This is a genomic window from Candidatus Eisenbacteria bacterium (assembly GCA_018831195.1).
Classification (GTDB): domain Bacteria; phylum Eisenbacteria; class RBG-16-71-46; order CAIMUX01; family JAHJDP01; genus JAHJDP01.
Genome location: JAHJDP010000046.1, coordinates 1 through 25,437 on the forward strand (window position 1 = coordinate 1; position 25,437 = coordinate 25,437).

A 25,437-nucleotide genomic window follows, 5' to 3' on the forward strand; every position below is an offset into this window, starting at 1 on the left:
GGAAAGACAACACTAACGTCGGCGATCACGATGTATTTGGCGAAGACGGGGCAGGCGGAAGTACGTTCCTTCGACAGTATTGATAAAGCGCCGGAAGAGAAGGCGCGAGGTATTACGATTGCGACAGCGCACGTCGAGTATGAGACGGATCATCGTCATTACGCTCACGTTGATTGTCCTGGGCACGCCGATTACATCAAGAACATGATCACGGGCGCCGCGCAGATGGACGGAGCGATTTTGGTCGTATCCGCCGCGGACGGTCCGATGCCGCAGACGCGGGAGCACGTATTGCTGGCGCGTCAGGTGAACGTGCCGTTCATCGTTGTCTACATGAACAAAGTGGACATGGTTGACGACCCGGAGTTGTTGGATCTGGTGGAGCTTGAAGTTCGGGAGTTGTTGTCGAAGTATGAGTATCCCGGCGATGATATTCCCGTGGTTCGCGGGAGCGCGTTGAATGCGATGGAGCATCCGGATGATGATGCGGCGACGGCGAGCATTCCCGAATTGATGAAGGCGCTCGATGAGTATATTCCGGTTCCGAAGCGCGATGTTGACAAGCCGTTTTTGATGCCCGTAGAGGATGTTTTCTCAATTACGGGACGCGGTACGGTGGCGACGGGGCGTGTGGAGCGGGGCCGGGTGAAGGTTGGCGAGAAGATCGAGCGTGTCGGGATCACAGAGACGAAGGAATACGTGGTCACGGGCGTGGAGATGTTCCGGAAAGTATTGGATGAGGGTGTCGCCGGCGACAACGTGGGTATTTTGTTGCGCGGTTTGGAGAAAGAGGACATCGAGCGCGGGATGGTGTTGGCGGCGCCGAAGTCGATCAAGCCCCACAAGAATTTCAAGGGTAAGGTTTACATTTTGAAGAAGGAAGAAGGCGGTCGACATACGCCGTTCTTCAATGGTTATCGGCCGCAGTTTTATTTCCGGACGACGGATGTGACGGGTAATGTGACGTTGCCCGAGGGCCGGGACATGGTGATGCCGGGCGATCATGTTGAGATTACAGGGCAATTGATCACCCCGATCGCCATGGAGAAGGAGCTGCGGTTCGCGATTCGTGAGGGCGGTCGCACGGTGGGTGCCGGCGTCGTCACCGAAATTATTGAGTAATGGTCAACCCGGTATGATTCTGATGTGTTTGTAAGAGAAAGGCCGGTTATAAGGAGTGAAATGGTGAGGGGCCAGAAGTTTCGGATCAAGTTGAAATCTTTCGACCACCAGATCCTGGATCGTTCGGCACGGGATATCGTTGAATCGGCTCGCCGGACAGGGGCTATCACAGCGGGTCCCATTCCATTACCGACCAAGAGGTCGGTCTACACCGTGCTCCGGTCGCCGCATGTGGACAAAAAATCACGAGAGCAGTTCGAAATCCGGGTCCACAAGCGGCTTATTGAAATTACTCAGTCGAATCAACAGACCCTGGAGTCTTTGATGAAGCTTGAGTTGCCGGCTGGTGTGGATATCGAGATAAAATCCGACTAGGGAAGTTCTCAAGTCTAAACCACGAGAGAGATTCCAAACGAGGTCGTTAGGATGAATACTTTGATCGGTAAGAAAATCGGAATGACCCAAATCTACTCGGAGACGGGAGAGCTCAATCCGGTAACAGTACTGGAAGTGGGCCCCTGCCGGGTCGCGCAGGTGCGAACTCCAAAAGTAGATGGGTACAGTGCCGTTCAGCTCGGTTACGGGGAAATCAAAGACAAACAAATGAACAAACCCCGTCGCGGGCATTTTGACAAATGGGGTGTTCCGCCATCGCGCCATCTAATGGAAGTTCGATGTGAGCCGGAAGCCCACAAACCCGGTGACACGCTTTCGGTCGAAATGTTTAAAGTGGGCGAGCTGGTGCACATTATCGCGAGATCCAAAGGACGGGGATTTCAAGGTGTTGTGAAACGGCACGGCTTCCATGGCGGCCCGGAAACCCATGGTTGCAAAACCCATGACTCCCCTGGATCGATCGGCGCTAGTGCGTATCCCAGTCATGTCATGAAGGGGAAGAAGCTCCCGGGGCAGATGGGAAATGCCAGGATCACCATCAAAAATTTGAAAGTTGTTGGTGTTGATACAGAGCGCAATCTTCTCATGGTCAAGGGATCGGTACCCGGCGCAAGGAACGGAATCATCATGGTCCGGTCCACCGGGAGAATGGCGAAGAGGTAATTATCATGGAGGCAAGGATTTTTGCCCCTTCCGGCAAAGAACTTGGAAATGTCGAGCTGCCGGAAGATATTTTCAGCGGACCCGTGAAAAAGCACCTCATTTATGAAGTGATCAAGGGTCATCTGGCCAACCAGCGTCAAGGGACAGCCAAGGTGAAAGGCCGGGGAGAGGTGCGAGGCGGAGGCCGCAAGCCTTGGAGGCAGAAGGGTACCGGCCGGGCTCGCTCTGGAACATCACGATCCCCGATTTGGGTTGGCGGCGGGCGGGCTTTCGGGCCGAAGCCGCGGTCCTATAACGTGACCTTGAATCGCAAGATGCGCCGGCAGGCCCTGCGGTCGGCTTTGATCGCCAAGGCCAAGGCTCAGCAATTGGGGATCCTTGAGGATCTTTCTCTGCCGGAGCCAAAGACGCGGCATGCCTTCCAAATGTTGAAGTCGATGGGTTTCGAGGGCCAGCGCTGTCTGTTGGTGATTGAACAATATGACCCGATGGTCCTCCGGGCCACGGGCAACCTCCCCAAACTCCGCGTGACAACATGGGAATGGATGAACTGCCATGACGTGGTAAACACCGACCAGGTTTTGATGACAAAAGGAGCCTTGGGCAAATTGGCGGAGGCGAAAAAATTATGACCGATGCGCGCACGATCATCATCCGACCCCTCATTACTGAGAAGGGCTCTAAAATTCGCGAAGAGGGAAACCAATACTTTTTTGAGGTCCTCTCGCGTGCAAATAAGATCGAGATCAAGCAGGCCGTAGAAGAAGTGTTCTCGGTGGACGTCGTCTCGGTGAGAACAATGGTCTTCCCCGGCAAACCCCGGAGACTTGGTCGTTTCACGGGGCATACCAGCCAGTGGAAGAAGGCCGTCGTCGGGTTGAAGGAAGGGCAGACGATCGACGTGTTCGATACCGTCTAGTAGGCATTTCACGCAAACACCCGTTACGGCGGGAGGGTTCAACGGAATGGCTCTAAAGAAATTCAAACCGATTACCCCCGGACTGAGGTTTCGGACCGTCGCTGACTTTAGTGAGCTGACGAAGAAGAAACCCGAGAAATCTCTCATAAAACCGCTGAAGCGGTCGTTCGGACGGGATAATCATGGGCACATATCCGCCTGGCATCGCGGAGGCGGGCATAAACGCAGATATCGGATCATCGATTTCAAGCGGAAGAAGCGAGGGATCTCCTCGAGGGTCATCGCTATTGAATACGATCCGAATCGGTCAGCTCGTATCGCCCTTCTTCAATATACCGACGGGGAGAAATCTTACATTATCGCTCCTCTCGGCGTGAAGATCGGGGATGTCCTTGAAGCGGGACCAGGCGCGGAACTCCGGGACGGGAATGCATTGCCCCTTGTGGAGATTCCGCCTGGAACGACGATTCACAATCTCGAGCTTTCCCCCGGCAAGGGTGGACAGGTGGCGCGAGGCGCCGGCAGTGGCTGCCAACTGCTCGGGAAAGAGGGCGGCAAGGCGCAAGTCAAGTTGCCGTCGGGCGAGGTGCGAATCTTCGAATTAAGTTGTTACTGCACTATCGGCAGGGTCGGCAACCCGGATCATGAAAACATTGTCATTGGAAAGGCGGGCCGGTCTCGTTGGCTCGGCCGCCGGCCCACGACGCGTGGTGTTGCCATGAATCCGGTGGATCACCCGATGGGCGGCGGTGAAGGGAAATCCTCAGGAGGGCGTCATCCGACAACTCCTTGGGGAAAACCGACCAAGGGTTTCAAGACACGCCGTAACAAGCCATCGGATCGACTGATCGTCCGGCGGCGCACTAATTGATCCGGCTTTAAGAGGAGCATTTAAGGATGGCTCGTTCCATCAAAAAGGGACCCTTCGTAGATGTGAAGCTCCAACTAAGGATCGAGGAGCTGAATAACACGAGGGAAAAGAAGGTTCTAAAGACCTGGTCCAGAAGATCGACCATCACTCCGGAGTTTGTCGGTCATACTTTGGCTGTCCATAATGGAAACAAATTTATTCCGATTTATATCACGGAGAACATGGTTGGTCATAAACTCGGCGAGTTCGCATTAACCCGGACATTTAGGGGTCACGCGCGCTCGGACAAGACGGTAAGGCGCTAGAGGAACCCCGAATAGGGGGAGGCAGCTGGATGGAAGCAAAAGCCATAGCCAGGTACGTCAGGATTTCACCGCGGAAGGCGAATCAAGTCCTTGAGTTGATCCGGGGCTTGCCGGTTGACAGGGCGGAAGAGATTCTGCAGTACACGCAGCGACCCATCGCCAAGACGATCGGCAAAGTGCTCAAATCCGCCGTGAGCAATATGACGCAGGCGGATTCGGAAGTCGCTATCGAGTCGCTGTATGTACAAGAAGCTGTTGTTGGAGCCGCGCCGACGATGAAGAAGATCATGCCGCGGGCTCGTGGCCGCGCCAATCGGATCTTGAGGCGCTACTCGCACATTCGTATCGTCGTCAGCCCTGATGAAGACGGGACTAAAGCCAAGGTTTCTAAGAAATCGAAAAAGGCGGGAAACGCCAAATAAGCTTGGAGGATTGAACGTGGGTCAAAAGACCAATCCTATCGGTTTCCGACTCGGTATCACGCGCACGTGGGACTCGGTCTGGTACGCGAAGAAGGAATACGCGACCTATCTCCGGGAAGATCTCATCGTCCGCAAATATCTAAAGAGCCGCCTGGCCAACAGCGGTATCAGCAAAATAACGATTGAGCGGCAGAAGGACAAAATCGATTTAACGATTTTTACCTCCAAGCCGGGCATGGTTATCGGAAAAAGCGGCGCCCAGGTCAATCAGCTCCGTGACGAGATGCAGCACCTGACGAGCAAAACGATCACCATCGATATCAAATCGGTGGAGAATCCCGATGCCGATGCTCAGCTGGTTGCGGATCAATTGGCCAAGCAACTGGAGATGAGGGTTTCTTTCCGGCGGGCTATGAAGCGAACGATGGCGAATGCGATGCGTTCCGGCGCCAAGGGAATCAAAATTCAGTGCTCAGGCCGTTTGGGCGGGGCTGAAATGGCGCGCCGTGAACAGTATCGTGAGGGGCGGGTTCCCTTGCATACGTTACGGGCGGATATTGATTACGCCACGTCAACGGCCATTACAACATTTGGGACCATCGGAGTTAAGACCTGGATCTTTAAGGGTGAAAAGTTTGGTACTGAAACTGAAGAGAAGCCGGGTCGGCGATTCTAGGACGAGATCCAGGGGAGATCTGAAAAATGTTAATGCCGAAAAAGACCAAGTACCGGAAGATGCAGCGGGGACGGATGACCGGCGCCGCGCATCGGGGTTCCAGCCTCGCTTTCGGAGACTATGGGCTCAAGGCAATGGAACCGTTTTGGATTACAAATGTGCAGATCGAAGCTGCGCGTGTCGCAATTAACCGCCGTGTCAAACGAGGCGGAAAAATGTGGATCCGGATCTTTCCCGATAAACCGATTACCAAGAAGCCCGCGGAGACACGGATGGGCAAGGGTAAAGGTGCTCCCGAGGGTTGGGTCGCGGTTGTCAAGCCCGGACGTATCTTGTTTGAGCTCGAAGGAGTTCCGGAAGCCGCGGCGAAGGACGCGCTGCTTCTTGGGGCCAGCAAGCTCCCCATTAAAACCCGGTTTGTCACCCGGCATACCGAAGTTGTCTAGGCTGGGAGGGATGACGGCGTGAAGGAATATCGTGCAGCAAAAATGAGAGAGATGCCCCCTGAGGAACTGGAGACATTCTTGGGTCAATTGAGGGAAGAGCTGTTTAATCTCAGATTCAGGAATTCTCTCAAGCAGGTGGATAATCCGGTGAAGATACGCGAGGTCCGGCGGGCCATGGCCCGTGTTCAGACGCTCCTTCATGAGCACCGGACGGGAATCCGCAAACTCAGCGCTTCCGCAGTGAAGTGACGAGTGCGATAGATTACAGGCCGATTGAAATCGAGGGATTGAGATGGCTATAAGAGGACAGCGGAAAACGGTCGAAGGCGTTATTGTCGGCAACCGTATGAACAAAACAGTCGTCGTGTCAAAGCGGCGCCGTGTCCCGCATAAGGTCTATGGAAAGTACATCTCGTTGGATAAGAAGTACTACGCCCACGATGAAGAAAACGCATGCCAGATGGGCGACACTGTGCGGATTATGGAAACGCGGCCCTATAGCAAATTGAAAAGGTGGCGAGTTGTCGAAATCCTTTCCAAAGCGGAAAGTGAAGTTGAGACGAAGTAGGGGTAAGGGGGCAGGAGATGATTCAGCAGCAATCCATGGTGACCATCTCGGATAACACCGGCGCCAGGAAAGCCCGCTGTATAAAGGTACTCGGGGGGACACGACGGAGATATGCCCGTCCTGGTGATACGATTGTCGTGGCCATCCGAGATGCTTTGCCGGGGAGCAATGTCAAAAAGGGTGATGTTGCCAGAGCCGTAATTATTCGGACAAAGAAAGAGATCCGGAGAAGAGACGGAAGTTATATACGCTTCGACCAGAATGCGGCCGTCTTGATCAGTGAAGCTGGCGAGCCCCGAGGAACGAGGATTTTTGGTCCGGTAGCGAGGGAATTGCGGGAGAAGAAGTATATGAAAATTATCTCCCTGGCGCCGGAAGTCGTCTGACGTGGAGGAAGATTAAGTCATGAGAATCCGTAAGGGCGACACGGTTATTGTCATTTCCGGAGCCGAAAAAGGCAGGATCGGCCAGGTTTTACGTGTATTTCCCGATGACAGAACCGTGGTGGTGGAAAAGGTTCGCCTTATAAAGAGACACACGCGCGCAGGACAAGGCGGAACACAGCAGGGCGGGATCGTCGAAAAGGAAGCCCCTATACATATTTCAAAGGTGGCCATGATAGATCCCAGAACGCAGAAACCCACCAGGGTCCGGATCCGCCGGCTTCCCGGCGGTGGCACGGAGCGGATCGCCGCGAGAGGCGGAGAATCCTTGGAAAAGCCGTAAGGCCGGTCTTGGCATAACACACGATTCGGAGCTTGAGGCAGGAGCTGAAAGATGGCTGACGGAGAGGCGAAGAAAGCAGCGAAAAAGGGCAAAAAAGCAGACGCGAAAGATGCGACTGCAAAGAAATCTGATGATAAGAAGAAAGCGCCGGTTGAGAAGCAGGTTGTCGCGGTACCAAAGCTGAAGGCTCTTTATTCAACAGAGATCCTAGGTATCCTTCAGAAGCGCTTTGAGTACAAAAATGTTCATCAGATCCCCAAGCTGCAAAAAATTTGTGTCAATATGGGTGTTGGAGACGCGGTCCAGAATGCGAAGTTTCTCGAAGCCGCTCAGAAGGATCTTGAAACGATTGTCGGACAGAAACCTTCGGTCCGCCGGGCAAAAAAAGCCGTGTCCAACTTCAAACTCAGGGCCGGGGTGCCTATCGGGTGCATGGTGACGCTTCGCGGCGTAAGAATGTATGAGTTTCTGGAACGATTAATTTCCATTGCCATTCCGCGAATCCGAGATTTCCGCGGTCTGCCGCCGCGTTCGTTCGACGGCCGAGGAAATTATACATTTGGAATCAAAGAGCAGATCATTTTCCCCGAGGTGAAATACGACAAGGTCGAAAAGATCCGCGGGATGGATATAACCCTGGCGACTTCGGCAAAAACCGACGAGGAAGGGTACGAGCTTCTGAAGGCATTGGGTATGCCTTTCAGAGAGCGCTGAGTTCACTGAACTCGTGATCTGGAGGATGAAGCATGGCTCGTAAAGGGCTGGTTGAGAAATGGAAGCGAAAACCGAAATTCGCCGTTAGGGGTTACAATCGCTGCCACCGATGCGGAAGGTCTCGGGCTTATCTGCGCAAGTTTGGTGTGTGCAGGTTGTGTTTTCGGGAGCTGGCGCTTAAGGGCGAATTGCCCGGGATTGTGAAAGCCAGCTGGTAGGATGAATCAGGGAAAGGGATGCAAATGAGTTGGAGCGACCCTATTGCGGATCTGCTGACCAGGATCAGAAACGCCGGCATGGCCAAGCACAAACGTTTGGATGTGCCCGCTTCCAATTTCAAGGAAGCGATTCTGAAACTCATGGTTCGGGAGAACTACATCAAGAGTTATCGGAAGATAGAAGAGGGCCCTCAGGGGGTTCTGCGTATTTATCTTCGTTATGAAGAAGATGAGCGGAATGCCATTGAGGGGCTCGAACGGGTCAGCAAGCCCGGTCGGCGGGTCTATGTGGACGCGGCTTCGGCACCCCGGGTTCGTTCAGGCTTGGGTGTCAGTGTCATCTCTACGTCCCATGGCGTCATGACCGATCTAGAGGCGCGGCAGAAATGTATTGGCGGCGAGGTTATTGCCAAGATCTGGTAACGAACTTTCGCGCGACTGATTCTCGGGGGTTTTACAATATGTCTCGGATCGGCAAATTGCCCATTGAAATTCCGAAGGGCGTCGAAATCCGGCAGGAAGGACAGCGGATTAATGTCAAGGGCCCCAAAGGGGAGATGACTTGGACATTGCCGCGGGGGATTAATATCCGGCGGGATGGCGAGACGCTATTTGTGGAAGACAACTTGGGGACAAATGAGGGGCGGGCTCTTCATGGTGCAAACCGGAGCCATGTGGCGAATTTGATCACGGGTGTCACCGCAGGTTATGCGAAAGTTTTGGAGATCATCGGTGTCGGCTATCGCGCCCAGATGGAAGGGAAGAATCTCATACTGAATTTGAGATATAACCACCCTATCGTATTCCCGGTACCGGATGGCGTGACAGCTGAAGTTACAGATCGTCCGCTAAAAATTAAGATCAGCGGTATAGATAAAGTGGTCATCGGACAGACCGCCGCGAATATTCGTGCCATTCAGAAACCCGATCCGTACAAGGGAAAGGGAATCCGGTATGAAGGCGAGCAGGTCCGCAAGAAGGCCGGTAAGAGCGCGGGTTGATCCACATCATTCCGCCGCAGGCAGCTAAGAACGGCGGTTTGGGAGAGGTTGAGATGGCTGTTAGTTTGCGTCGTCTGGAGAGGAAAGAAGCACGGTCCCGCCGGCATCGCAGGATCCGGAAACGTGTTCATGGGACGGCTGAGAGACCGCGGCTGTGCGTTGTCCGCAGTTTGAAGCACATCTACGCCCAGATCATTGATGACGATAAGGGAGTCGTGCTTTTTGGATGCTCGACCTTGTCGCCGGCGATCCGGGAAATTGTAGCGGGCATAAAGCCGATCGAAGCCGGCAAAGAAGTCGGGAAACTTGTTGCGAAAATGGCTTCAGAGCGGGGAATAAAAAATGTGAGTTTCGATCGCGGAGGTTGTATTTACTGTGGCCGCGTCAAAGCCGTCGCTGAGGGAGCCAGAGAGGGAAAATTGGAATTCTAGGCTTCTCGATCCGGTATCGCGGCGCTAAATAGCGAGCATAGGAGGATGGTTCCTTGAGATTTGGTGGCTTCAATCGACAGGACAAGAGAAATGACAAAGATCGGGGAGTTGATCCCGAATTTATTGATCGAGTCATTCATATCAACCGTGTGGCCAAGGTCGTCAAGGGTGGCCGGCGGTTCAGTTTCACGGCTCTCGTCGCCGTTGGGGATCGCAAAGGCAAGGTCGGCGTTGGATTAGGCAAGGCGAAAGAAGTCGCCGAGGCCATTCGCAAGGCCAATGACGCCGCCCGGAAAGAGATGATCGCCATCCCGCTTATCGGCGGCACGATCCCGCACGTTGTGATCGGAGCGCATGGCGCCGGTCGTGTCATGATGAAGCCTTGTTCACCGGGTACCGGATTGATTGCCGGAGCCGGCGTTCGCGCCGTGCTCGAGGTAGCCGGCGTGCAGGATGTTTTAACAAAATGTCTGGGCACGACGAATCCACACAATATGGTTAAAGCGACACTGGAAGGGCTCCTTCGTTTGAAGTCCGCCAGAGAAGTCGCTCGACGACGCGGGAAGTCTGTGAGCAGCCTGCTTGGGCTGCAAAGGAAGATGGAAGATGAGCAACCTGTTGCAGATAACGCAGATACGAAGCGCGATTGACCGGACCGAGAAGCAGAAGCGAACGATCAAGGCTCTTGGTATTCGCAGGCTTCACAATCCCGTACTGAAAAAAGACACGCCTCAGATCAGAGGGATGATCTTTAAAGTCAAGCATCTCCTCGCGGTTGAGGAGGTTGAGGGAGAAGGCAATGAAGCTTGATCGTCTGGAACCGGCACATGGATCGCGTCGCAATCGGAAGCGCCGCGGCTGCGGAAGCGGCTCGAATCTCGGCGTCAGGTGCGGCAGGGGGGACAAGGGTCAGAAGGCCCGTGCCGGCGGTGGGACGCGTCCTGGTTTTGAAGGCGGACAGATGCCCTTGCAACGGCGTGTGCCGAAGCGAGGATTTACGCCTTTGACCCGGAGGAGATTCCAGATTGTCGATCTGGCGCGTCTCGGGGGTTGGGATACAGCACAGGAGTTGAATGCGATAATCCTTGCGGAGCAGGGGTTCGTGAGAGCCGCCTTTCTTCCCGTCAAGCTTCTCGGCACCGGTGAGGCTCCCAAGGGCCTCAAAGTTAAAGTCGATGCCGTGACCAAGCAGGCGCGGAAGAAGATTGAGGATGCCGGTGGATCAATCGAACTGATCGGCGGCGCGTCATCTTGACGGCCAGGGGATAAGGGAATCGCTTAAGGCGGGAGCTGCACATGCTGCAATCGTTCCAATCGATGTTCAAGATCCCGGAGCTGAAGCGCCGGCTTCTCATGACGGCGTTACTTCTCGTGATCTACCGTTTGGGTGGGCACATCCCGACCCCGATCGTGGATGGCGGTGCGCTGGCGGCTTATTTTAAGTCACAAGCCCAGGGCACGCTTTTGGGTCTCTACGATCTCTTTGTCGGGGGTAATTTTAGTAAGGCGACGATCTTTGCTCTGGGAATCATGCCGTACATCAGCGCCTCGATTATTCTTCAGTTGTTCGGCGCCGTGATTCCCTATTTTGAGAGGCTTCAGAAAGAGGGTGAAGAAGGCCGGAAGAAGATTACCCAGTACACCCGTTACGGAACGGTCCTCCTTTCTCTCGTTCAATCGTTCGGGATCTCTATCTTTTTAGAGAGCCTCAACAGCCGCAGCGATATTCCGATCGTGACCCACCCCGGTTTTGCCTTCCGCCTGCTGACCATGCTGACCATGACCACGGGTACCGTTTTTGTCATGTGGCTGGGTGAGCAGATTACGGAGAAGGGCATCGGCAACGGCATATCACTGATTATTTTCATCGGTATCGTGGCCCGCTCCCCGAATGACATTATTAATACGACGCGCCTGGTGATCAGCGGTGGGCTCAGCATATTTACATTGATCTTTGTTGTGATCTTCATGATCGCCTCAACCGGTTTTGTGGTCTGGATGACGAAGGCGCAGCGAAAAATCCCGGTGCAATACGCCAAACGAATTGTCGGGCGACGAATGTATGGCGGGCAAAGCACGCATATTCCCTTGCGTGTGAATACCGCCGGTGTGATCCCGATTATCTTCGCCCAGTCCATCGTTGTTTTCCCGGGGACGCTGGCTAGTTTCTTTCCCAGCAGTGAAGGGATGCAGTCGCTGGTTCAGATTTTCCGACCGGGTGATTTTGTTTACAGTTTTATGTACGGCTTGTTGATCATTTTCTTCTCGTACTTCTACACGGCCATTGTCCTCAATCCTCAGGATCTGGCTGACAATATGAAGAAGTATGGCGGATTTATTCCCGGTGTGCGCCCCGGACAAACAACAGCGCGGTATATCGACCGGATTATGACCAGGATCACACTACCCGGATCATTGTATCTGGCCTTGATTGCTATCCTTCCGGACATGTTGATCCAGAGACTGGGTGTTCCATTCTACTTTGGTGGAACCAGCTTATTGATCATTGTTGGTGTGGCGCTCGATACGTTACAGCAAATTGAGTCGCACCTGTTGATCCGACACTATGACGGTTTCCTCAAGAAGGGGAAACTGAGGGCGAGGAGATAATTCGAGGTCTGGCCGAGGCCTAACCGAGAGTGCTTCGAGGTTTATGGCTAAAGATTATAAAAAGCGGATCATCCTACTGGGAGCCCCGGGCGCCGGAAAAGGAACGCATGCCGAGCGCCTAAAGGGTGATTTGGGTGTTCCTGTTCTCGGTACGGGAGATCTTCTGCGAGCGGAAATCAAAGAAGGAACGCCGCTGGGATCGAAGGCTAAGAAATATGTCGAGTCGGGGCAACTCGTGCCCGACGACCTGATCATTGCGATGGTCAGGAGCCGGATGTCCAAACCCGATGCGCGTGATGGATTTATGCTGGATGGATTTCCCCGCTCTGTGGAGCAGGCGGAAGCCCTTGATGGCATCCTCGACGAATTGGAGATGGCGATCGAAAGGGTTGTCGAAATCGATGTGGATGAAGAGGTCGTTGTCGCCCGCCTTTCCAGCCGTCGAATCTGTAAGGGCTGCGGGCGGGTCTACAATGCGATTTCCGATCCGCCAAACAAAGAAGGTATTTGTAATGCCTGCGGTGGGGAGGTCATCACACGGAGCGATGATGTTCCGGAGACAATCCGGCACCGGTTGAGCGTTTATAGAACCAGCACCGAGCCGCTAACGGACTATTATGAAAAACGCGGTATTCTCCGCCGGGTCAGCGGCAGCGGTGATGTCGATGAGATTTACCATCGCATTCTGGATACCTTAAAGGGTTGAACCCGGGTGTGATGAATGATTTTTTTGCGGCGACAGGAAGAGATTGAGAAGATCCGCGAAAGCGGGCGCATCGTCGCCGGAGCTTTGGATCTGGCGGAAGAAGCCGTTAGACCCGGCATCACGACAGACACGCTCGATGCCATGATTGAGGAGTATATCCTGTCAGAGGGAGGGGTTCCCTCGTTCAAGGGATATCATGGTTATCCGGCCAGCTCCTGTTTGTCGATCAATGATGTTGTCGTTCATGGGATCCCTGACAAAGGGCGGGAGCTCAAGAGCGGTGATATTATCGGCGTGGATATCGGCTGTTACAAAAACGGTTACCACGGTGATGCGGCCAAGACCTTTGCTGTTGGTGAGGTGGAGGATCGGGTGATCTTGCAGATGCAGGTCACGCGCGAGGCCCTCTACGAGGGAATCCAGCAGGCGCGGATCGGCAATAAGCTGGGTGATATCTCAGCCGCCATTCAGAACCGGGTTGAGATGCACAGCTTTTCGATCGTACGGGATCTTGTCGGTCATGGTGTCGGCGAAAAGCTGCACGAAGATCCGCAGGTTCCGAATTATGGACGGCCCGGTACGGGACCCAGTTTGAAGGCGGGGATGGTTCTGGCCTTGGAACCGATGGTCAATGCCGGAAGCTTCGCGGTGGAGACGCTGAAAGACGGTTGGACGGTTGTAACCAAGGATGGTGGCCTTTCGACACATTTTGAGCATACAATCACAATAACGGAAACCGGTCCGGAGGTCTTAACACTTAGTTCCAAATTCGGGTCTTTTACCGAGGAGGTAGAAAAAGCTCGTGCCGAAGCAAGAACCCGTATTGGTTGAAGGGAAAGTAGTCGAACCGTTGCCGAATACGATGTTCCGGGTCGAAATTGAAGGCGGCCATATTGTCTTAGCGCATGTGGCCGGAAAGATGAGGATTCACAATATCAGGATTCTTCCGGGAGACAAGGTCACCGTGGAGCTTTCGCTCTACGATCCGACCCGCGGAAGAATCGTCTATCGCTATAAGTAGGAATAAGCCTTAGAGAATCCAGGTGCGGTTCTTTGAAAAGCTGGAGATAGAGAAATGAAGGTTCGTGCATCAGTCAAAAAGATCTGTGAGCACTGCAAGATCATCAAGCGGCACGGTGTGATCCGCGTGATTTGTAAGAACCCACGGCACAAGCAGCGGCAGGGTTGAGAATCCTGTCGGGCTGGAGTGCTTAGGGTTTTGTTTGAGGTCTAAGGAGGTCGTTCGTGGCAAGAATCGCGGGAGTGGATCTTCCAAACAATAAAAGGGTCGTCATTGCTCTGACTTATATTTACGGAATCGGGCCGACATCCGCCAGGAAAATCGCCGAGGCGACGGAAATCTCTGTGGATAAAAAGATGAGCGAAATTACCGAGGATGAAGCCGCTCGGTTGCGGACTGAAATCGAGAACCAATATCGCGTGGAAGGGACTCTGCACACCGAGAAAGGCATGAATGTGAAGCGGCTGATGGATATCGGATGTTATCGTGGTATCCGGCATCGCCGTGGTCTCCCCTGCAGGGGGCAGAGGACCCATACGAACAGCAGAACACGCAAGGGCCCTAGAAAAGGTGCTCCCGTGGTCAAGAAGACGAAACCGGGGAAATAATAATCTGGGACTCCAAAATGAGCGGAGGTTTATAGTTCATGGCGCGTGCCCGTAGGGATAAGAAGAAAGACAGAAAAGTCGGAGCCAATGGTTGCGTTCATATCCAAGCGACCTTCAATAACACAATCATTTCCGTCACGGATCCCACTGGGGCCGTGATCAGCTGGTCCAGCGGCGGAAAGGTTGGTTTCAAGGGTTCTCGCAAGAGCACTCCGTTCGCCGCGCAGATGGCCGCCGGCGAAGCCGCGAAGGAAGCGATGGGTTTCGGACTGCGGCGCGTTGAGGTTTGGGTGAAGGGACCGGGACAGGGCCGCGAAGCGGCGGTTCGTAGTCTCTCAGCCGCTGGGCTCGAGGTGTCGGCAATCCGTGACGTGACGCCGATTCCTCACAATGGATGCCGCCCACCAAAAAGGCGGCGAGTATAATATCTTTGTGCCGGTCGATTAGGACCGCTGTATTAAGCCGGCTGTGTAAGCCGGCTGCATAAATTGAATGGGTTAAATCGGAGGTTTCATGGCTAGATATCGTGATGCCCGCTGCCGGTTGTGCCGGCGTGAAGGGATCCGGCTTTACCTCAAAGGTGAGCGCTGCTATTCGGACAAATGCGCCGTGGAGTCCAGGGGTTTTCCCCCGGGACAGCATGGGCGCGGGCGACGCACGCGAGAGACGTCCTACGGCCTGCAGTTGCGCGAGAAGCAGAAGGCCAAGCGGATCTATGGCATCCTTGAGCGTCAATTCCGGCGGTATTTCCAGATCGCTTCAATGAGGCAGGGCCGCGCCGGCGAGGAATTGCTGAAGATCCTCGAATCGAGATTGGACAATGTCGTCCACCGGTTGGGTATGGTTCCTTCACGGAGCTACGCACGGCAGCTCGTCCGGCATCGTCACATAGAGGTGAACGGCCGGGTTGTGACGATTCCATCTTACCAGGTGCGCTCTGGTGATCTCGTATCGGTTCGGGAGAAGAGCAAACTTCGCAAAGAGATCAAGGAAACGATGGAAAACCGTCGTCGCACCGAAGATCAGCCCTGGCTTGATGTGATGGACAAAGAGGTCGCCGGGAAGGTTCTTCAACTCCCGTCGCGGGATGAGGTCAAGATTCCAGTGAATGAGCAGATGATCGTCGAGCTCTACTCGAAGTAGGGATCGTGTCGATGGGCTGTACATTCACAGAAGGATCAAACTTTAAACATCTCACAATCTGGGTGGAGGCAAAGGCGTCATGAAATGGAAAATCCTGCAGATGCCGGAAGGTATCGAGCACGCCAAGGAAGAATCCACCGCTACCTATGGCAAGTTTGTTGTCGAGCCATTGGAGAGGGGATTTGGGCTCACATTGGGCAACGCACTCCGACGCGTGCTCATGTCTTCACTGCAAGGTGTGGCGGTGACCGCGTGCAGGATCGCAGGTGCGCGGCATGAGTTTAATGCCATTCCCGGAGTTGTAGAAGATGCCGCTGAAATCGTCCTGAACCTCAAGCAGGTCCGGTTCAAGCACAAGGGTGATGGACCGCGTACCGGTTTCTTCCGCAGGAAGGGACAGGGCGTTATCACCGCGGGTGATCTCGAAATCGCAGAAGAAATAGAGGTTTTGAATCCGGAACAGCATATCGCCACGGTGAGCGATGATATCGAACTCGAAATCGAGGTTCGTGTCTCATCCGGGCGCGGCTATACTCCGGCCGAAGTTTATCGTGACCGGGCGGATGGATCCATTCCGATGGATGCTGTTTTTTCTCCTATAACGAGAGCACATTATACGGTTGAGAAGAAACGAATCGGTCAAAGAATTGATTTCGACAGGCTTGTGATTGAGATTTGGACCGACGGATCGATCCTGCCGCAGGACTCGTTGGCGATGGCTGCCAAGGTCCTACGGGATCACCTCAACCTCTTTATCAAGTTTGAGGAAGCCTTCGAGGAAGAGGAAGAAACGGTTGTGGACGAGGAATTCACCCGGATCAAGATCCTGCTGGAACGTCCCGTCGAGGAGTTGGAGCTATCCGTGCGATCCGGAAACTGCCTCCGCTCGGCCAAGATCGCGTCACTTGGCGATCTTGTACAAAAATCGGAAGCGGAGATGCTTCAGTATAAGAATTTCGGAAAGAAATCACTTCAAGAAATCAAGGAGATGTTGCAGAATCAATCACTCCATTTCTCGATGGATGTTTCGAAGTATCTGGGTGTTGGTTCCAGCACGAAATCATCGGACTGGGATGAAGATGTGGATGAGTACGATGACTCCGATGTCGATATTGATCCATATACCGACGCAGATGCCGGGCCTGAACCGGTTGTGACTGAGGAATGATAGGGAGAACACCATGCGGCATAGAAAGTCAGGAAAAGCGCTCGGTAGAACGGCCGATCACCGCCGGGCTCTGAAACGCAATCTGGTAACGGAGCTTTTCCGTCACGAGAGAATTCAAACAACGACGACAAAGGCAAAAGAAAGCCGACATCTCGCTGAGCGTTTGGTCACCTATGCCAAGCGTGGCGGCCTGGGCCGCCGGCGTCTGGCCGCCCGCTACATCCAGGATGAGAGCGTGTTGAAACGGCTCTTTGATGACGTCGCCCCGCGATTCGCAGAACGTCCGGGCGGATACACAAGGATCGTTAAGGTGGGGCGCCGCAGAGGGGACGGGGGCGAAATCGCCATTCTTGAGCTGGTTGGCGCCGGCGAAGTCTTGGCTGCCGCCGCGAAAGAGAAGCACAAAGACAAGGACGACAAGAAGAAAAAGTAGGATGGTTTGATCCCAATGTGGTATAGGGTTTAAGACTGTATGGTGTTTTAGGAAAAATTCCTCGGTAGCTCAATTGGTAGAGCATGCGGCTGTTAACCGCAGGGTCGTAGGTTCGAGTCCTACCCGGGGAGCCGCAAGAAGCCGCCTCGAGATGAGGCGGCTTGTTTGTTGTGATTTTAGATAGGGTGAGGTTTGTAAAGGGTATAACCGGCTGTCACTCCAGTTCTTCCAGCATCTTCTTCCCATTGGTATTGTCTGGGTTCAGCTCCACGGACCTCTTATAATACTCCGCGGCCTTCTGCCTGTCCCCTTTGAGATGGTATGCTTCTCCCAAGCTGTCCCAAGTGTTCCAGGAGTTGGGGTAGTGCTCGGTGTTGGCCGTGAAGACCTGAATGGCCGCATCGACGAGGTCATGGGCGAGAAGGGCGTATCCCAATCTGTTGATTTCGGCTTCTTCATCCGGCTCCCTCGGTCCATATTCCACCGTCCACACTTTCTCCTGCCAATTCTCTGAGAAGAGGTCTTTGAGAGGGAATCGGCGCCGACCCTGCTTCAACTCTTCCTTCAGATTTAAGACATACACCTCCTCGAAGTTATGGAAATAGTATATGTACATGATCTGGTTGGTGAGGTCGCATATGACGCTATACTTCGTTGCGTTCCGGCCTTCGTTGTGGGTGTTGGAGAGAATCGCCCGGGCGAGTTCCAGGCTAGGCTCACCCGCGTCGAGCATTTCAGTTGTCATACGATAGCGGTCACACGCCTCCAGTGGTTTGTCGGTCTTGCTCAGCATGAAGTTGGTGAGAACGAAGTCGTCATCATCGCTTCTTACCACGACGTCACCTTCTTTGACCGCGGCGTTGCCGGCAGCATCGCCATACAGAGCCATGTTCTGCTCATAGAGCTCATGGTAGTAGCCGCTAAGAAACTCTATGGCTTCTTCCACGGTTGCGGTCTTCATCAACACATCCTCAAACAACTCGCGCTCACCGTCATATTGCGGGAGCTTCCTCATCTCCGTAAGGTCCTTGGGACCGCTCCCGAAGGAGTCATAGTAGAGGCCGGCTGTATTAAGGCCATGGAAGGGGAAGTATCGGCCCTCTGCGATTTCATACCCGATGAATACGGAGCCATACTCATCTTCGGTGGCAGCAGGTTCGAACCAGATATTGAACTCCTTGAAATCGTAGTCCTCGTTGCCTCCGGCATAAACGATCTCTCCGGATTTGAAGACAAACCCCGTGCAGGCCTGGGTTGCGGTTACCGTGAGAAGCAGAGTTCCGGCCCCGGCCATGAGCAGGGTTGCAGCAGCTGCGATCCTGAGATTCTTCGGTTTCACGATTTCACCTCGCCAGATGTTCTCTCTTTACACTCCGTCACCGTCATCGGAAGCCCTGACCTCGCCCCGTTATGTCCAAGAATACGATTACAGTCGATTTTTGTTACCAAGATATATTTTAGATGATCAAGGGTGGCGGATTGGTCGAGGAGGATCCCGTTTAAGGGTATCTTCATGCCCAGGAAGCGGTTCACTGTCGAACAGAGCATCACCATGAGCCTCGATGAAAGCGTCTCGATAAGATTTGGCTAATCCCCCCTTCAAAGAGGGTGAATAAGGGTCAAGACAAGCGGAGTGGCGCCGGGGCCATGGACAAGAGGGGGGTATTTGAAGTAAAATCACACTACGATTATTTTGGTGGGTCAACATGAACCGAGGTCAATATTAACCCCCCCGCTTACCACGGAAGTACGGAGTGAGCCATGAGAAGACACGCGTTGTTCGCCGGCATCTTCCTCTTTCTTAGCTCGAGCGTTCTCGGCCAAAGCTATGATATGAAGATCCATCTCGCCAACGGGGAATCCGTCATCATTTCACTCGACGACATCCAGCGCATCGAGTTCTCGGGAATCGCCATGGGAGTGGAAGACTCCACGGGTCTTGGGGCCGTCGCGCGCGCGATCCTGATGCTGCAGAACTATCCGAATCCCTTCACTCCTTCTACCACCATCGAATACGAGATCCCGGCCGAAGCGGATGTCACGGTCCGCATCTTCGATGTCAAGGGCGCCCAGGTCAGGGAACTGGTGCGCGAGACCCAAGGGGGAGGGCGGCACCGGGTGGCCTGGGACGGCACGGACGCCAACCGAGCGCGGGTCGCCAGCGGGATGTACTTCTATTCGGTGGAATCCGGCGGGCAGAACCTTACCCGGCGGCTAATCTTGGTCAGGTGAATTGGAGATGATGATGAAGAGATTCGCTTTGTTCACTCTCTGTGCGCTGGCCGGGGCCCTGTCCGTTCAGGCGCAGGAAATGAACGTCATCCGGCTGGATGACCAAGTGGACCAGTTCAACCTGGCCGAGATCGACAGCATTACTTTTATCCCGCACGAATCGCCATCGCCCTTCGCACCGGGCGACGGTCTGCGGAGTTTCAATGATATACTCCGTATCCACACCCAAAGCGGCGTCAGCCAATTCCGCGTGTTCGAGATCGATAGCGTGAGCTTTACCGACGACCTGCAGATGACTATCTATCAGGGGATGGACACGAGTTTGTTCAACCTGGCGGAGGTCGACAGCATGACCTTTGTCAATGGGATGGAGAACACGGTCTCCATCACTTACAGCGGCACGACCGCGATCGTGTTCAACCCTCTGGACGGCGTCGGTGTAACGGTCGACGTGGTGGGAGCCGACGTGACCGCCACATCGACCGCCGGCATCCCAAATATTACATATGCGCTGTATGGGATCACCACGGACGGCATGTTCAAGATCTATTCAGACGCAGACTTCGCACTGCAGCTGAACGGTGTCCAGATCAACAACATCGACGGCCCCGCGATCAACATCCAGGCCGACGAAGAGATTACCGTGGAGTTGGTGAACAGCACCACCAGCACCCTGACCGACGGCGTAACCTATGCGGATCCGCCCGCCGGCGAGGACCAGAAGGCGGCATTCTTCAGCGAGGGGCAGCTGATCTTCACGGGCTTCGGCAGTTTGAACATTCACGGGCAGGGAAGCGACCAGCATGGGTTGGGGAGCGATGACTACATCGACGTCCACAGCGGAAGCATTATGATCCAGAGCGCGGTCAAGGACGGCATCCACACCAACGAGGGTTACTTCCAGCTGGGTGGGTCCGTTGAAGTCTCCTCAGAGAGCGACGGCGTCGACGCGGGTGTGGGCCCGATAGAGGTCGCGGACGGCGACCTCACGATCCTCAACCAGGCCGACGACAAGAAAGCCATCAAGTGCGACAGTGAGATCCTGGTCACGGGCGGCACGGTCGACCTTACTGTTGAGGGTGATCAGTCCAAAGGGTTCGCTGCGCTGAACGTCCAGCTCACGGGTGGCGGGGTGACTATCGCGACCTCGGGCGGCGTCGTTCTGGAGGCCTCCGGTTCCGGCTACGAACCATCCTACTGCACGGGGATCAAGGCCGACAACCAAGCCCTGGTGGACGGCTGTCAGCTGACCATCACTACCATCGGCGCGGCCGGGCGGGGTATCTCCAGCGACGGCGACATCATTATCCAGTCCGGCAGCGTGGACATCACTTCCAGCGGCAATGGCGGCGCTTACACCAACGAACTCGGCGAACCGGACGCTTATCACGGTCCCTGCCTGAATGCGGACGGCGACCTGGTGCTGAGCGGTGGGACGGTGACCCTTTCCCACTCGGGCTCCGGCGGCAAGGGGATCTCGGGAGACAGCGGCCTCACCATCGGCACCGCGGAGGCCGGCCCCGCGCTGCAAATCACGACCACCGGATCACCAATCTACATCGGTGGGGGGGAGTACGCCGAGGCGAAGGCCGCCTCAGTCGACAGCATGATCATCATCGACAATGGAAACCTCACCATCTCGACGGTGGACGATGCGATCAAGTCCAAGACCTGGCTCGAGGTCAACGGTGGAATGATCAACATCGTGGACTCAGTAGAGGGGCTCGAATCCCCGAACCTCTTCATCAACGGCGGGGAGATTCATCTCACCTCGACCGATGACGGCTTGAACGCCACCTATGGCGTTGACGGCGAGTTCAATGATGGCAGCAACCTGACCATCAGTGACGGCTACGTCCACCTGAATGCCCCCGCCGGTGATGGCATCGATAGCAATGGGAACCTTTCGATCAACGGTGGGACGACCATCGTCCACGGGCCGCCCAACGATCCCGAGGTCGGCGTGGACGTCAACGGGAGCTTTCTCGTAAACGGCGGTCTCTTGGTGGTCTCACAGCGCAATTCGCCGATGGTCGAGGTACCCAGCAACTCATCCGCCCAGAGGTCGGTGTTGCTGCGCACCAACCAGACCTTCACGGCCGGAACCCTTTTCCACATCGAGGACACGAGCGGCGAAAGCCTTTTCACATTCGAGCCGGCGTACCGCTACGCGGCGATCCTCTTCTCATCGGATGACTTGAACAGCGGCACCACCTACCGGGTCTACACCGGCGGGAGCTGCACGGGCGTGGAGCAGGATGGATTGTACACCGGCGGAACCTATTCCGGTGGGACCCTGCGGACTACCTTTACCTCCAGCGGAACCGTACAGGTCGTCAATTTCTGATACCGTTGCGTCGATCACGACGGAATTCCTGCCGGCGAGTCACGTAATGTCCCAATATGCGGACGTGTTTCAGGGGGATAAGATCGTCTCGGACAATTTAACTTCCACCGGGAGCCAGGGAACACTGTCGCGAACGATGAGAAAATCGATCTCCTGTTTTTCCTTATTGCGCAGATAGAAGAGCTCGAACGTACCTTCACCGGTATCCGTCCAGAAACGGCAGGATATTCCATCTCTCGAAGCGGGAAAGGTCGGAGAACACAAGTTCTGCTACAGCCGGCGCAGGAGATCTTCTTTTCATGCTGACCCTTAAAACGAGATGCGTTAGAACGGCCCACTGCCGGGCAATGACCATACTCATGCTTGTCGTTAGTTTGGTCGAAATACCAGATGGGATCCCTATTATATTGGGAGACTTGATGTTATTTGGTAGCATTGCGGGTGGATTTCATCCCCAAAACAGAGAGGCGGAATGATTTCTTGAGGAGAAACCGAGCTCCGCGCCCGATGATTCGGAGTGGATCGGTTGATTGTCTGTGTGCATTAGATTTAGAATCCCAGTGCTCCTGCAAGACAATCTTTGAGTGCCGTTCATGTCGCTGAATGGGGGAGTCGCCGTGATCACTCGTGTTGCCTGTTCCTCAAAGGGCCTCGTCTTGTCGGCCTTGCTCTTCATCTCCCTGGGTGCCGGTTGTACAAAGGAATCCCCCCTGAGTGGGGGCCAGGATAGCGGTTCTACGGCATCGAGTCTGGCGGGAGGGAGGGTCTTTGATGAATCACTTGTTCATCAGGTTGAGCTGGAACTCGCCGCGGAAGACTGGCAGTCGATCATCGACGAGGCTGCCGCCTATGTGAACGACAACTCCGAATATCCCTATTTCCACGCGCGGGCGAGATTCGACGGCGAGGAACTGAGAAGTGATGTCGGTCTGCGATTGAAGGGTCACATCTCCATTCAGCTGGCCGAGGGGCATGGCTTTCCCCTCAAGCTCGATTTCAATCGCTATGTGGCCGGCACGACCTTGGACGGACTTAAGAAGCTCAATCTCCACACCAACTTCAACGGTCCGACCTTGCCGATCCTGCGGGATTACCTCAGCTACGAAGCCTGGAGGCAGTACGGCGTGGCCGCATCGCGGACCTCCTTCGCCGAGGTGACGGTGAACGGCGAGGCGCTTGGGGTGTATGTGTTGGTCGAGCAGGTCGATGGCGGCTTCATCGAGCGCCACTTCAGCCGGCCTTATGGTGACCTCTACAAGCCGGAGCAGGCGACGGGTTCGCTGGAGTACAGGGGATCGAACATCGCTGACTATCCCGACATCGGCCACCAATGGCCCGAGGGGACGGATCATGCGGCCCTGCTCAACGCATTGGAGGTGTTGCGCTCGGGTTCTTTGGAAGAGATCGCCGGGGTGTTCGATGTGGAGGGTGTGCTCACCTACATGGCCGGCAATGTGGCTCTCGGTTCGGGCGACTACTATCCAAACACCGGACACAATTACTATCTCTACGAGGCAACCCCCGGCCGCTTCACCATGCTCCCGTGGGACATGAACGGAAGCCAGGAAAGGGATGACCTTTCAGTGTGCAGTCCAACCGTAGGGTACCTATCCGGCAAACTCCTTCAAGACCCCGGCAACATGGAGCGATACCGCGCCATCCTCGACTCGTTCCTGGCCGACACGGGCTCTGAAGGCTGGCTCATGGCTCGCCTCGATGCGGCGCAGAGTCTCCTCGGCCCATCCCTTCCCGCCGACAAAGTGGAAGGCATACGGGAAGCCATCATCGCCCGTGTCCAGAGATTACAAGATGAATTGGCGGCTCCGACGCCCTGCCCATAATCGGATGGCGATCACGAGCGCGGTCTGTCCCGGCGAATCACGAAGAAATCAAATCGCAAGCCCCTTGAACTGGCTAATGTACAAATCGTAGTAGAATCCCTTCTTGTCGAGCAACTGCCGGTGGTTTCCTTCTTCGACGATCTCACCGTCGTTGATCACAATCACCTGGTCGGCATCACGGATAGTGCTCAGACGATGGGCTATGACAAAGCTCGTACGACCTTCCATCAGGCGCAGCAGCGCCTTCTGAATCCGGATTTCGGTGCGCGTGTCCACGCTGCTGGTGGCCTCATCCAAAATCAAGATAGCCGGATCGGCCAGGATCGCGCGCGCGATCGATAGCATCTGCCGCTGTCCCCGGCTGAGGTTGCCGGCGCGCTCCGAGAGCTTCGTCTGGTACCCCTGCGGCAGCAGGCGGATGAAGGGATCGGCATCGGCCAGTTGCGCGGCCTGTATAACCTCGTCGTCACTGGCGGCCAGCCGCCCGTAGCGGATGTTTTCCATGACGGTGTCGGAAAACAGAAAGGTGTCTTGCAGCACCAGCCCCAGTTCGCGGCGCAGGTCCGCTTTGGGAATGTCGCGCAGGTCGCGCTCGTCGATCGTGATCCGCCCCGCCTCCACTTCGTAAAAGCGCATCAGCAGGTTGATCAGCGTCGTTTTCCCTGCTCCCGTCGGCCCCACCAGCGCCACGGCTTGTCCGGCTTTGGCCGCCAGAGACATATGTTTGATGACCTGTGTTTCTTGAAGGTAGCCGAAGCTCACGTTCTCGAAGCCGATGTCGCCCTGAACCGCCGCAAGGGCCGGACGGTCTGTCGCGTCGGTCTCTGACGGTGTGTCCATAATTTCAAAGACGCGTTCCGCTCCCGCCAGAGCCGCCTGGATCGAGTTGTACATATTGGCGAGCTGGCGCAGAGGATTGATGAAGTTGCGTCCGTAGGTGATGAAGGCGGCGATCATGCCGATCGTTGCCAGGCCGCGCAGGGTGAGCCAGCCACCGAGACCGACGAGCACGATGACGAAGAAGTTGCCCAGCACACCCGTCAAGGGCATGAGCGACAGGGCGTAGCTGTTGGCGTATACCCCGGCCTTGTAGACGTCCTGATTGTCACGGCGGAAATGCTCGATGGCGCTGTCACTGCGCCCGAATGCCTTCACGACCCGCTGGCCGCTGATCGTTTCCTCCACGACGCCCGTGAGGTTTCCCAGTTGCTTCTGAAGCTCGCGGAAACCCTTGCGGGTGTAGCGGGCAACGAAATTAGTGAACCAGAACATGATGGGCAGCACGACCACGGAAGCCAGGGCCAGCCAATGGTTGAGGAGAAACATCGCGATCAGAATCCCGATCATTGAGAGCGTGCTGGCGACCAGCGAGACCACATTCTGTGAGACGGCCTGATTAATGGCCTCGATGTCGTTGGTCAGGCGGCTCATCAGCTCACCGGCGGTGTGGCGGTCGAAGAACTGAAGGGAGAGGGTTTGCAAGTGGGTGAACAGATCACGGCGCACGCGCTTGAGCGCATCCTGTGATACGCGCGCCATCATCCAGCTGGAAATAGCCTGAAAGCCGTTGTCGAGTAGAAACACGATAAGCAACAGGATGGCCGTGCGGACCAATCCGGCGACCTGTTTGGTGCTGATATATTTATCGATGGTAACGCCGATCAGGTACGGCTCCAGCAGTCCCAAGAGAATGGTGGCCAGCACGAAGACGAACACGATCGATAAGGTCGCCGCATAGGGGCGCAGATAGGAAATCAGGCGCAGCAACGCCCGCCGCGGGGCGCGCGCCTTTTCGATCCGGCCGGGCCGCATCGGGCCGCGGCCCATTGCGGAGCGGATCCTGCTCAGGT

General features: G+C 55.2%; 37 protein-coding genes and 1 tRNA gene. 36 read left to right on the plus strand and 2 right to left on the minus strand.

The window, feature by feature from the left end; genetic code table 11:
- The 33 genes from tuf to KJ970_09475 all read left to right on the plus strand — a co-directional run.
- The coding region (tuf, locus tag KJ970_09315) for an elongation factor Tu (GenBank protein ID MBU2691117.1) at window positions 1-1,122 on the plus strand (1,122 nt) is incomplete at its 5' end.
- 63 nt (window positions 1,123-1,185) lie between these two features.
- Entirely contained in the window at window positions 1,186-1,497 is a 312-nt protein-coding gene (gene rpsJ / locus KJ970_09320; GenBank protein MBU2691118.1) for a 30S ribosomal protein S10, read from the plus strand.
- Window positions 1,498-1,548: 51 nt separating this feature from the next.
- Window positions 1,549-2,181 carry a 50S ribosomal protein L3 gene (rplC, locus tag KJ970_09325; GenBank protein MBU2691119.1) on the plus strand — a complete coding sequence of 211 codons (633 nt, stop codon included), beginning with the start codon at window positions 1,549-1,551 and terminating at the stop codon, window positions 2,179-2,181.
- Window positions 2,182-2,186: 5 nt separating this feature from the next.
- Window positions 2,187-2,813, plus strand: a complete 627-nt coding sequence (gene rplD, locus KJ970_09330) for a 50S ribosomal protein L4 (protein MBU2691120.1) — start codon at window positions 2,187-2,189, stop codon at window positions 2,811-2,813.
- Complete coding sequence (locus tag KJ970_09335) at window positions 2,810-3,100, plus strand: 50S ribosomal protein L23 (GenBank protein ID MBU2691121.1); 291 nt, start codon at window positions 2,810-2,812, stop codon at window positions 3,098-3,100. Before rplD ends, KJ970_09335 begins: the two co-directional genes overlap by 4 nt.
- 46 nt (window positions 3,101-3,146) lie before the next feature.
- Window positions 3,147-3,971, plus strand: a complete 825-nt coding sequence (gene rplB, locus KJ970_09340; GenBank protein MBU2691122.1) for a 50S ribosomal protein L2 — start codon at window positions 3,147-3,149, stop codon at window positions 3,969-3,971.
- A gap of 26 nt (window positions 3,972-3,997) precedes the next feature.
- The gene (rpsS, locus tag KJ970_09345; GenBank protein MBU2691123.1) at window positions 3,998-4,276 is read left to right on the plus strand and encodes a 30S ribosomal protein S19; all 279 of its coding nucleotides are present in this window, start codon (window positions 3,998-4,000) and stop codon (window positions 4,274-4,276) included.
- A gap of 29 nt (window positions 4,277-4,305) precedes the next feature.
- The gene (rplV, locus tag KJ970_09350) at window positions 4,306-4,698 is read left to right on the plus strand and encodes a 50S ribosomal protein L22 (protein ID MBU2691124.1); all 393 of its coding nucleotides are present in this window, start codon (window positions 4,306-4,308) and stop codon (window positions 4,696-4,698) included.
- Window positions 4,699-4,714: 16 nt separating this feature from the next.
- Window positions 4,715-5,374: a 30S ribosomal protein S3 gene (gene rpsC / locus KJ970_09355; protein MBU2691125.1), complete on the plus strand. Its 660-nt coding sequence runs from the start codon at window positions 4,715-4,717 to the stop codon at window positions 5,372-5,374.
- Window positions 5,375-5,400: 26 nt separating this feature from the next.
- Complete coding sequence (gene rplP, locus KJ970_09360) at window positions 5,401-5,820, plus strand: 50S ribosomal protein L16 (protein MBU2691126.1); 420 nt, start codon at window positions 5,401-5,403, stop codon at window positions 5,818-5,820.
- Window positions 5,821-5,862: 42 nt separating this feature from the next.
- On the plus strand, window positions 5,863-6,069 hold the full coding sequence (gene rpmC, locus KJ970_09365; protein ID MBU2691127.1) for a 50S ribosomal protein L29: 207 nt from the start codon (window positions 5,863-5,865) through the stop codon (window positions 6,067-6,069).
- A gap of 43 nt (window positions 6,070-6,112) precedes the next feature.
- Entirely contained in the window at window positions 6,113-6,388 is a 276-nt protein-coding gene (gene rpsQ / locus KJ970_09370; protein MBU2691128.1) for a 30S ribosomal protein S17, read from the plus strand.
- Window positions 6,389-6,405: 17 nt separating this feature from the next.
- Entirely contained in the window at window positions 6,406-6,774 is a 369-nt protein-coding gene (gene rplN, locus KJ970_09375; GenBank protein MBU2691129.1) for a 50S ribosomal protein L14, read from the plus strand.
- 19 nt (window positions 6,775-6,793) lie between these two features.
- Window positions 6,794-7,114 (plus strand): 50S ribosomal protein L24, encoded by a 321-nt coding sequence (rplX, locus tag KJ970_09380; protein ID MBU2691130.1) that lies wholly within the window; start codon window positions 6,794-6,796, stop codon window positions 7,112-7,114.
- A gap of 51 nt (window positions 7,115-7,165) precedes the next feature.
- The gene (rplE, locus tag KJ970_09385; GenBank protein ID MBU2691131.1) at window positions 7,166-7,828 is read left to right on the plus strand and encodes a 50S ribosomal protein L5; all 663 of its coding nucleotides are present in this window, start codon (window positions 7,166-7,168) and stop codon (window positions 7,826-7,828) included.
- 32 nt (window positions 7,829-7,860) lie between these two features.
- Window positions 7,861-8,046 carry a type Z 30S ribosomal protein S14 gene (locus KJ970_09390; GenBank protein MBU2691132.1) on the plus strand — a complete coding sequence of 62 codons (186 nt, stop codon included), beginning with the start codon at window positions 7,861-7,863 and terminating at the stop codon, window positions 8,044-8,046.
- A 24-nt stretch (window positions 8,047-8,070) separates the two neighbouring features.
- Complete coding sequence (rpsH, locus tag KJ970_09395) at window positions 8,071-8,469, plus strand: 30S ribosomal protein S8 (GenBank protein ID MBU2691133.1); 399 nt, start codon at window positions 8,071-8,073, stop codon at window positions 8,467-8,469.
- Between the two features lie 38 nt (window positions 8,470-8,507).
- A complete protein-coding gene (gene rplF / locus KJ970_09400; GenBank protein ID MBU2691134.1) occupies window positions 8,508-9,047 on the plus strand; it encodes a 50S ribosomal protein L6 in 540 nt (179 codons plus the stop codon).
- 53 nt (window positions 9,048-9,100) lie between these two features.
- On the plus strand, window positions 9,101-9,478 hold the full coding sequence (rplR, locus tag KJ970_09405; protein MBU2691135.1) for a 50S ribosomal protein L18: 378 nt from the start codon (window positions 9,101-9,103) through the stop codon (window positions 9,476-9,478).
- A gap of 122 nt (window positions 9,479-9,600) precedes the next feature.
- Window positions 9,601-10,128, plus strand: coding sequence for a 30S ribosomal protein S5 (rpsE, locus tag KJ970_09410; GenBank protein MBU2691136.1), 528 nt, complete (start codon window positions 9,601-9,603; stop codon window positions 10,126-10,128).
- Window positions 10,085-10,288, plus strand: a complete 204-nt coding sequence (gene rpmD, locus KJ970_09415; GenBank protein MBU2691137.1) for a 50S ribosomal protein L30 — start codon at window positions 10,085-10,087, stop codon at window positions 10,286-10,288. The genes rpsE and rpmD overlap by 44 nt, the downstream gene beginning before the upstream one ends.
- Entirely contained in the window at window positions 10,278-10,733 is a 456-nt protein-coding gene (gene rplO / locus KJ970_09420) for a 50S ribosomal protein L15 (protein MBU2691138.1), read from the plus strand. The genes rpmD and rplO overlap by 11 nt, the downstream gene beginning before the upstream one ends.
- A gap of 41 nt (window positions 10,734-10,774) precedes the next feature.
- Window positions 10,775-12,088 carry a preprotein translocase subunit SecY gene (gene secY, locus KJ970_09425; protein MBU2691139.1) on the plus strand — a complete coding sequence of 438 codons (1,314 nt, stop codon included), beginning with the start codon at window positions 10,775-10,777 and terminating at the stop codon, window positions 12,086-12,088.
- A 43-nt stretch (window positions 12,089-12,131) separates the two neighbouring features.
- Window positions 12,132-12,794 (plus strand): adenylate kinase, encoded by a 663-nt coding sequence (locus tag KJ970_09430; GenBank protein ID MBU2691140.1) that lies wholly within the window; start codon window positions 12,132-12,134, stop codon window positions 12,792-12,794.
- 15 nt (window positions 12,795-12,809) lie between these two features.
- Entirely contained in the window at window positions 12,810-13,625 is an 816-nt protein-coding gene (map, locus tag KJ970_09435; GenBank protein ID MBU2691141.1) for a type I methionyl aminopeptidase, read from the plus strand.
- Window positions 13,597-13,815, plus strand: coding sequence for a translation initiation factor IF-1 (infA, locus tag KJ970_09440; GenBank protein ID MBU2691142.1), 219 nt, complete (start codon window positions 13,597-13,599; stop codon window positions 13,813-13,815). Before map ends, infA begins: the two co-directional genes overlap by 29 nt.
- A gap of 54 nt (window positions 13,816-13,869) precedes the next feature.
- A complete protein-coding gene (gene rpmJ, locus KJ970_09445; protein ID MBU2691143.1) occupies window positions 13,870-13,983 on the plus strand; it encodes a 50S ribosomal protein L36 in 114 nt (37 codons plus the stop codon).
- Between the two features lie 56 nt (window positions 13,984-14,039).
- On the plus strand, window positions 14,040-14,423 hold the full coding sequence (rpsM, locus tag KJ970_09450; GenBank protein ID MBU2691144.1) for a 30S ribosomal protein S13: 384 nt from the start codon (window positions 14,040-14,042) through the stop codon (window positions 14,421-14,423).
- A 38-nt stretch (window positions 14,424-14,461) separates the two neighbouring features.
- On the plus strand, window positions 14,462-14,848 hold the full coding sequence (gene rpsK / locus KJ970_09455; protein ID MBU2691145.1) for a 30S ribosomal protein S11: 387 nt from the start codon (window positions 14,462-14,464) through the stop codon (window positions 14,846-14,848).
- 88 nt (window positions 14,849-14,936) lie between these two features.
- Window positions 14,937-15,566 carry a 30S ribosomal protein S4 gene (gene rpsD, locus KJ970_09460; protein ID MBU2691146.1) on the plus strand — a complete coding sequence of 210 codons (630 nt, stop codon included), beginning with the start codon at window positions 14,937-14,939 and terminating at the stop codon, window positions 15,564-15,566.
- 79 nt (window positions 15,567-15,645) lie between these two features.
- Window positions 15,646-16,734: a DNA-directed RNA polymerase subunit alpha gene (locus tag KJ970_09465; GenBank protein ID MBU2691147.1), complete on the plus strand. Its 1,089-nt coding sequence runs from the start codon at window positions 15,646-15,648 to the stop codon at window positions 16,732-16,734.
- A gap of 13 nt (window positions 16,735-16,747) precedes the next feature.
- Window positions 16,748-17,167: a 50S ribosomal protein L17 gene (rplQ, locus tag KJ970_09470; GenBank protein MBU2691148.1), complete on the plus strand. Its 420-nt coding sequence runs from the start codon at window positions 16,748-16,750 to the stop codon at window positions 17,165-17,167.
- Window positions 17,168-17,225: 58 nt separating this feature from the next.
- Window positions 17,226-17,298 (plus strand) — tRNA-Asn (locus KJ970_09475).
- A gap of 83 nt (window positions 17,299-17,381) precedes the next feature.
- Here KJ970_09475 and KJ970_09480 read toward each other — a convergent pair.
- Window positions 17,382-18,461, minus strand: coding sequence for a tetratricopeptide repeat protein (locus KJ970_09480; protein ID MBU2691149.1), 1,080 nt, complete (start codon window positions 18,459-18,461; stop codon window positions 17,382-17,384).
- 467 nt (window positions 18,462-18,928) lie between these two features.
- On the opposite strand from KJ970_09480, the gene KJ970_09485 reads away from it, so the two are divergent.
- The 3 genes from KJ970_09485 to KJ970_09495 all read left to right on the plus strand — a co-directional run bounded on the left by KJ970_09485 (window position 18,929) and on the right by KJ970_09495 (window position 23,587).
- Window positions 18,929-19,399, plus strand: a complete 471-nt coding sequence (locus tag KJ970_09485; GenBank protein MBU2691150.1) for a T9SS type A sorting domain-containing protein — start codon at window positions 18,929-18,931, stop codon at window positions 19,397-19,399.
- A 7-nt stretch (window positions 19,400-19,406) separates the two neighbouring features.
- Entirely contained in the window at window positions 19,407-21,746 is a 2,340-nt protein-coding gene (locus KJ970_09490; GenBank protein ID MBU2691151.1) for a carbohydrate-binding domain-containing protein, read from the plus strand.
- A 617-nt stretch (window positions 21,747-22,363) separates the two neighbouring features.
- Window positions 22,364-23,587: a CotH kinase family protein gene (locus KJ970_09495; GenBank protein ID MBU2691152.1), complete on the plus strand. Its 1,224-nt coding sequence runs from the start codon at window positions 22,364-22,366 to the stop codon at window positions 23,585-23,587.
- Between the two features lie 48 nt (window positions 23,588-23,635).
- Here KJ970_09495 and KJ970_09500 read toward each other — a convergent pair whose 3' ends face one another.
- Window positions 23,636-25,414, minus strand: coding sequence for an ABC transporter ATP-binding protein/permease (locus KJ970_09500; protein MBU2691153.1), 1,779 nt, complete (start codon window positions 25,412-25,414; stop codon window positions 23,636-23,638).
- Between the last annotated feature and the right edge of the window lie 23 nt (window positions 25,415-25,437).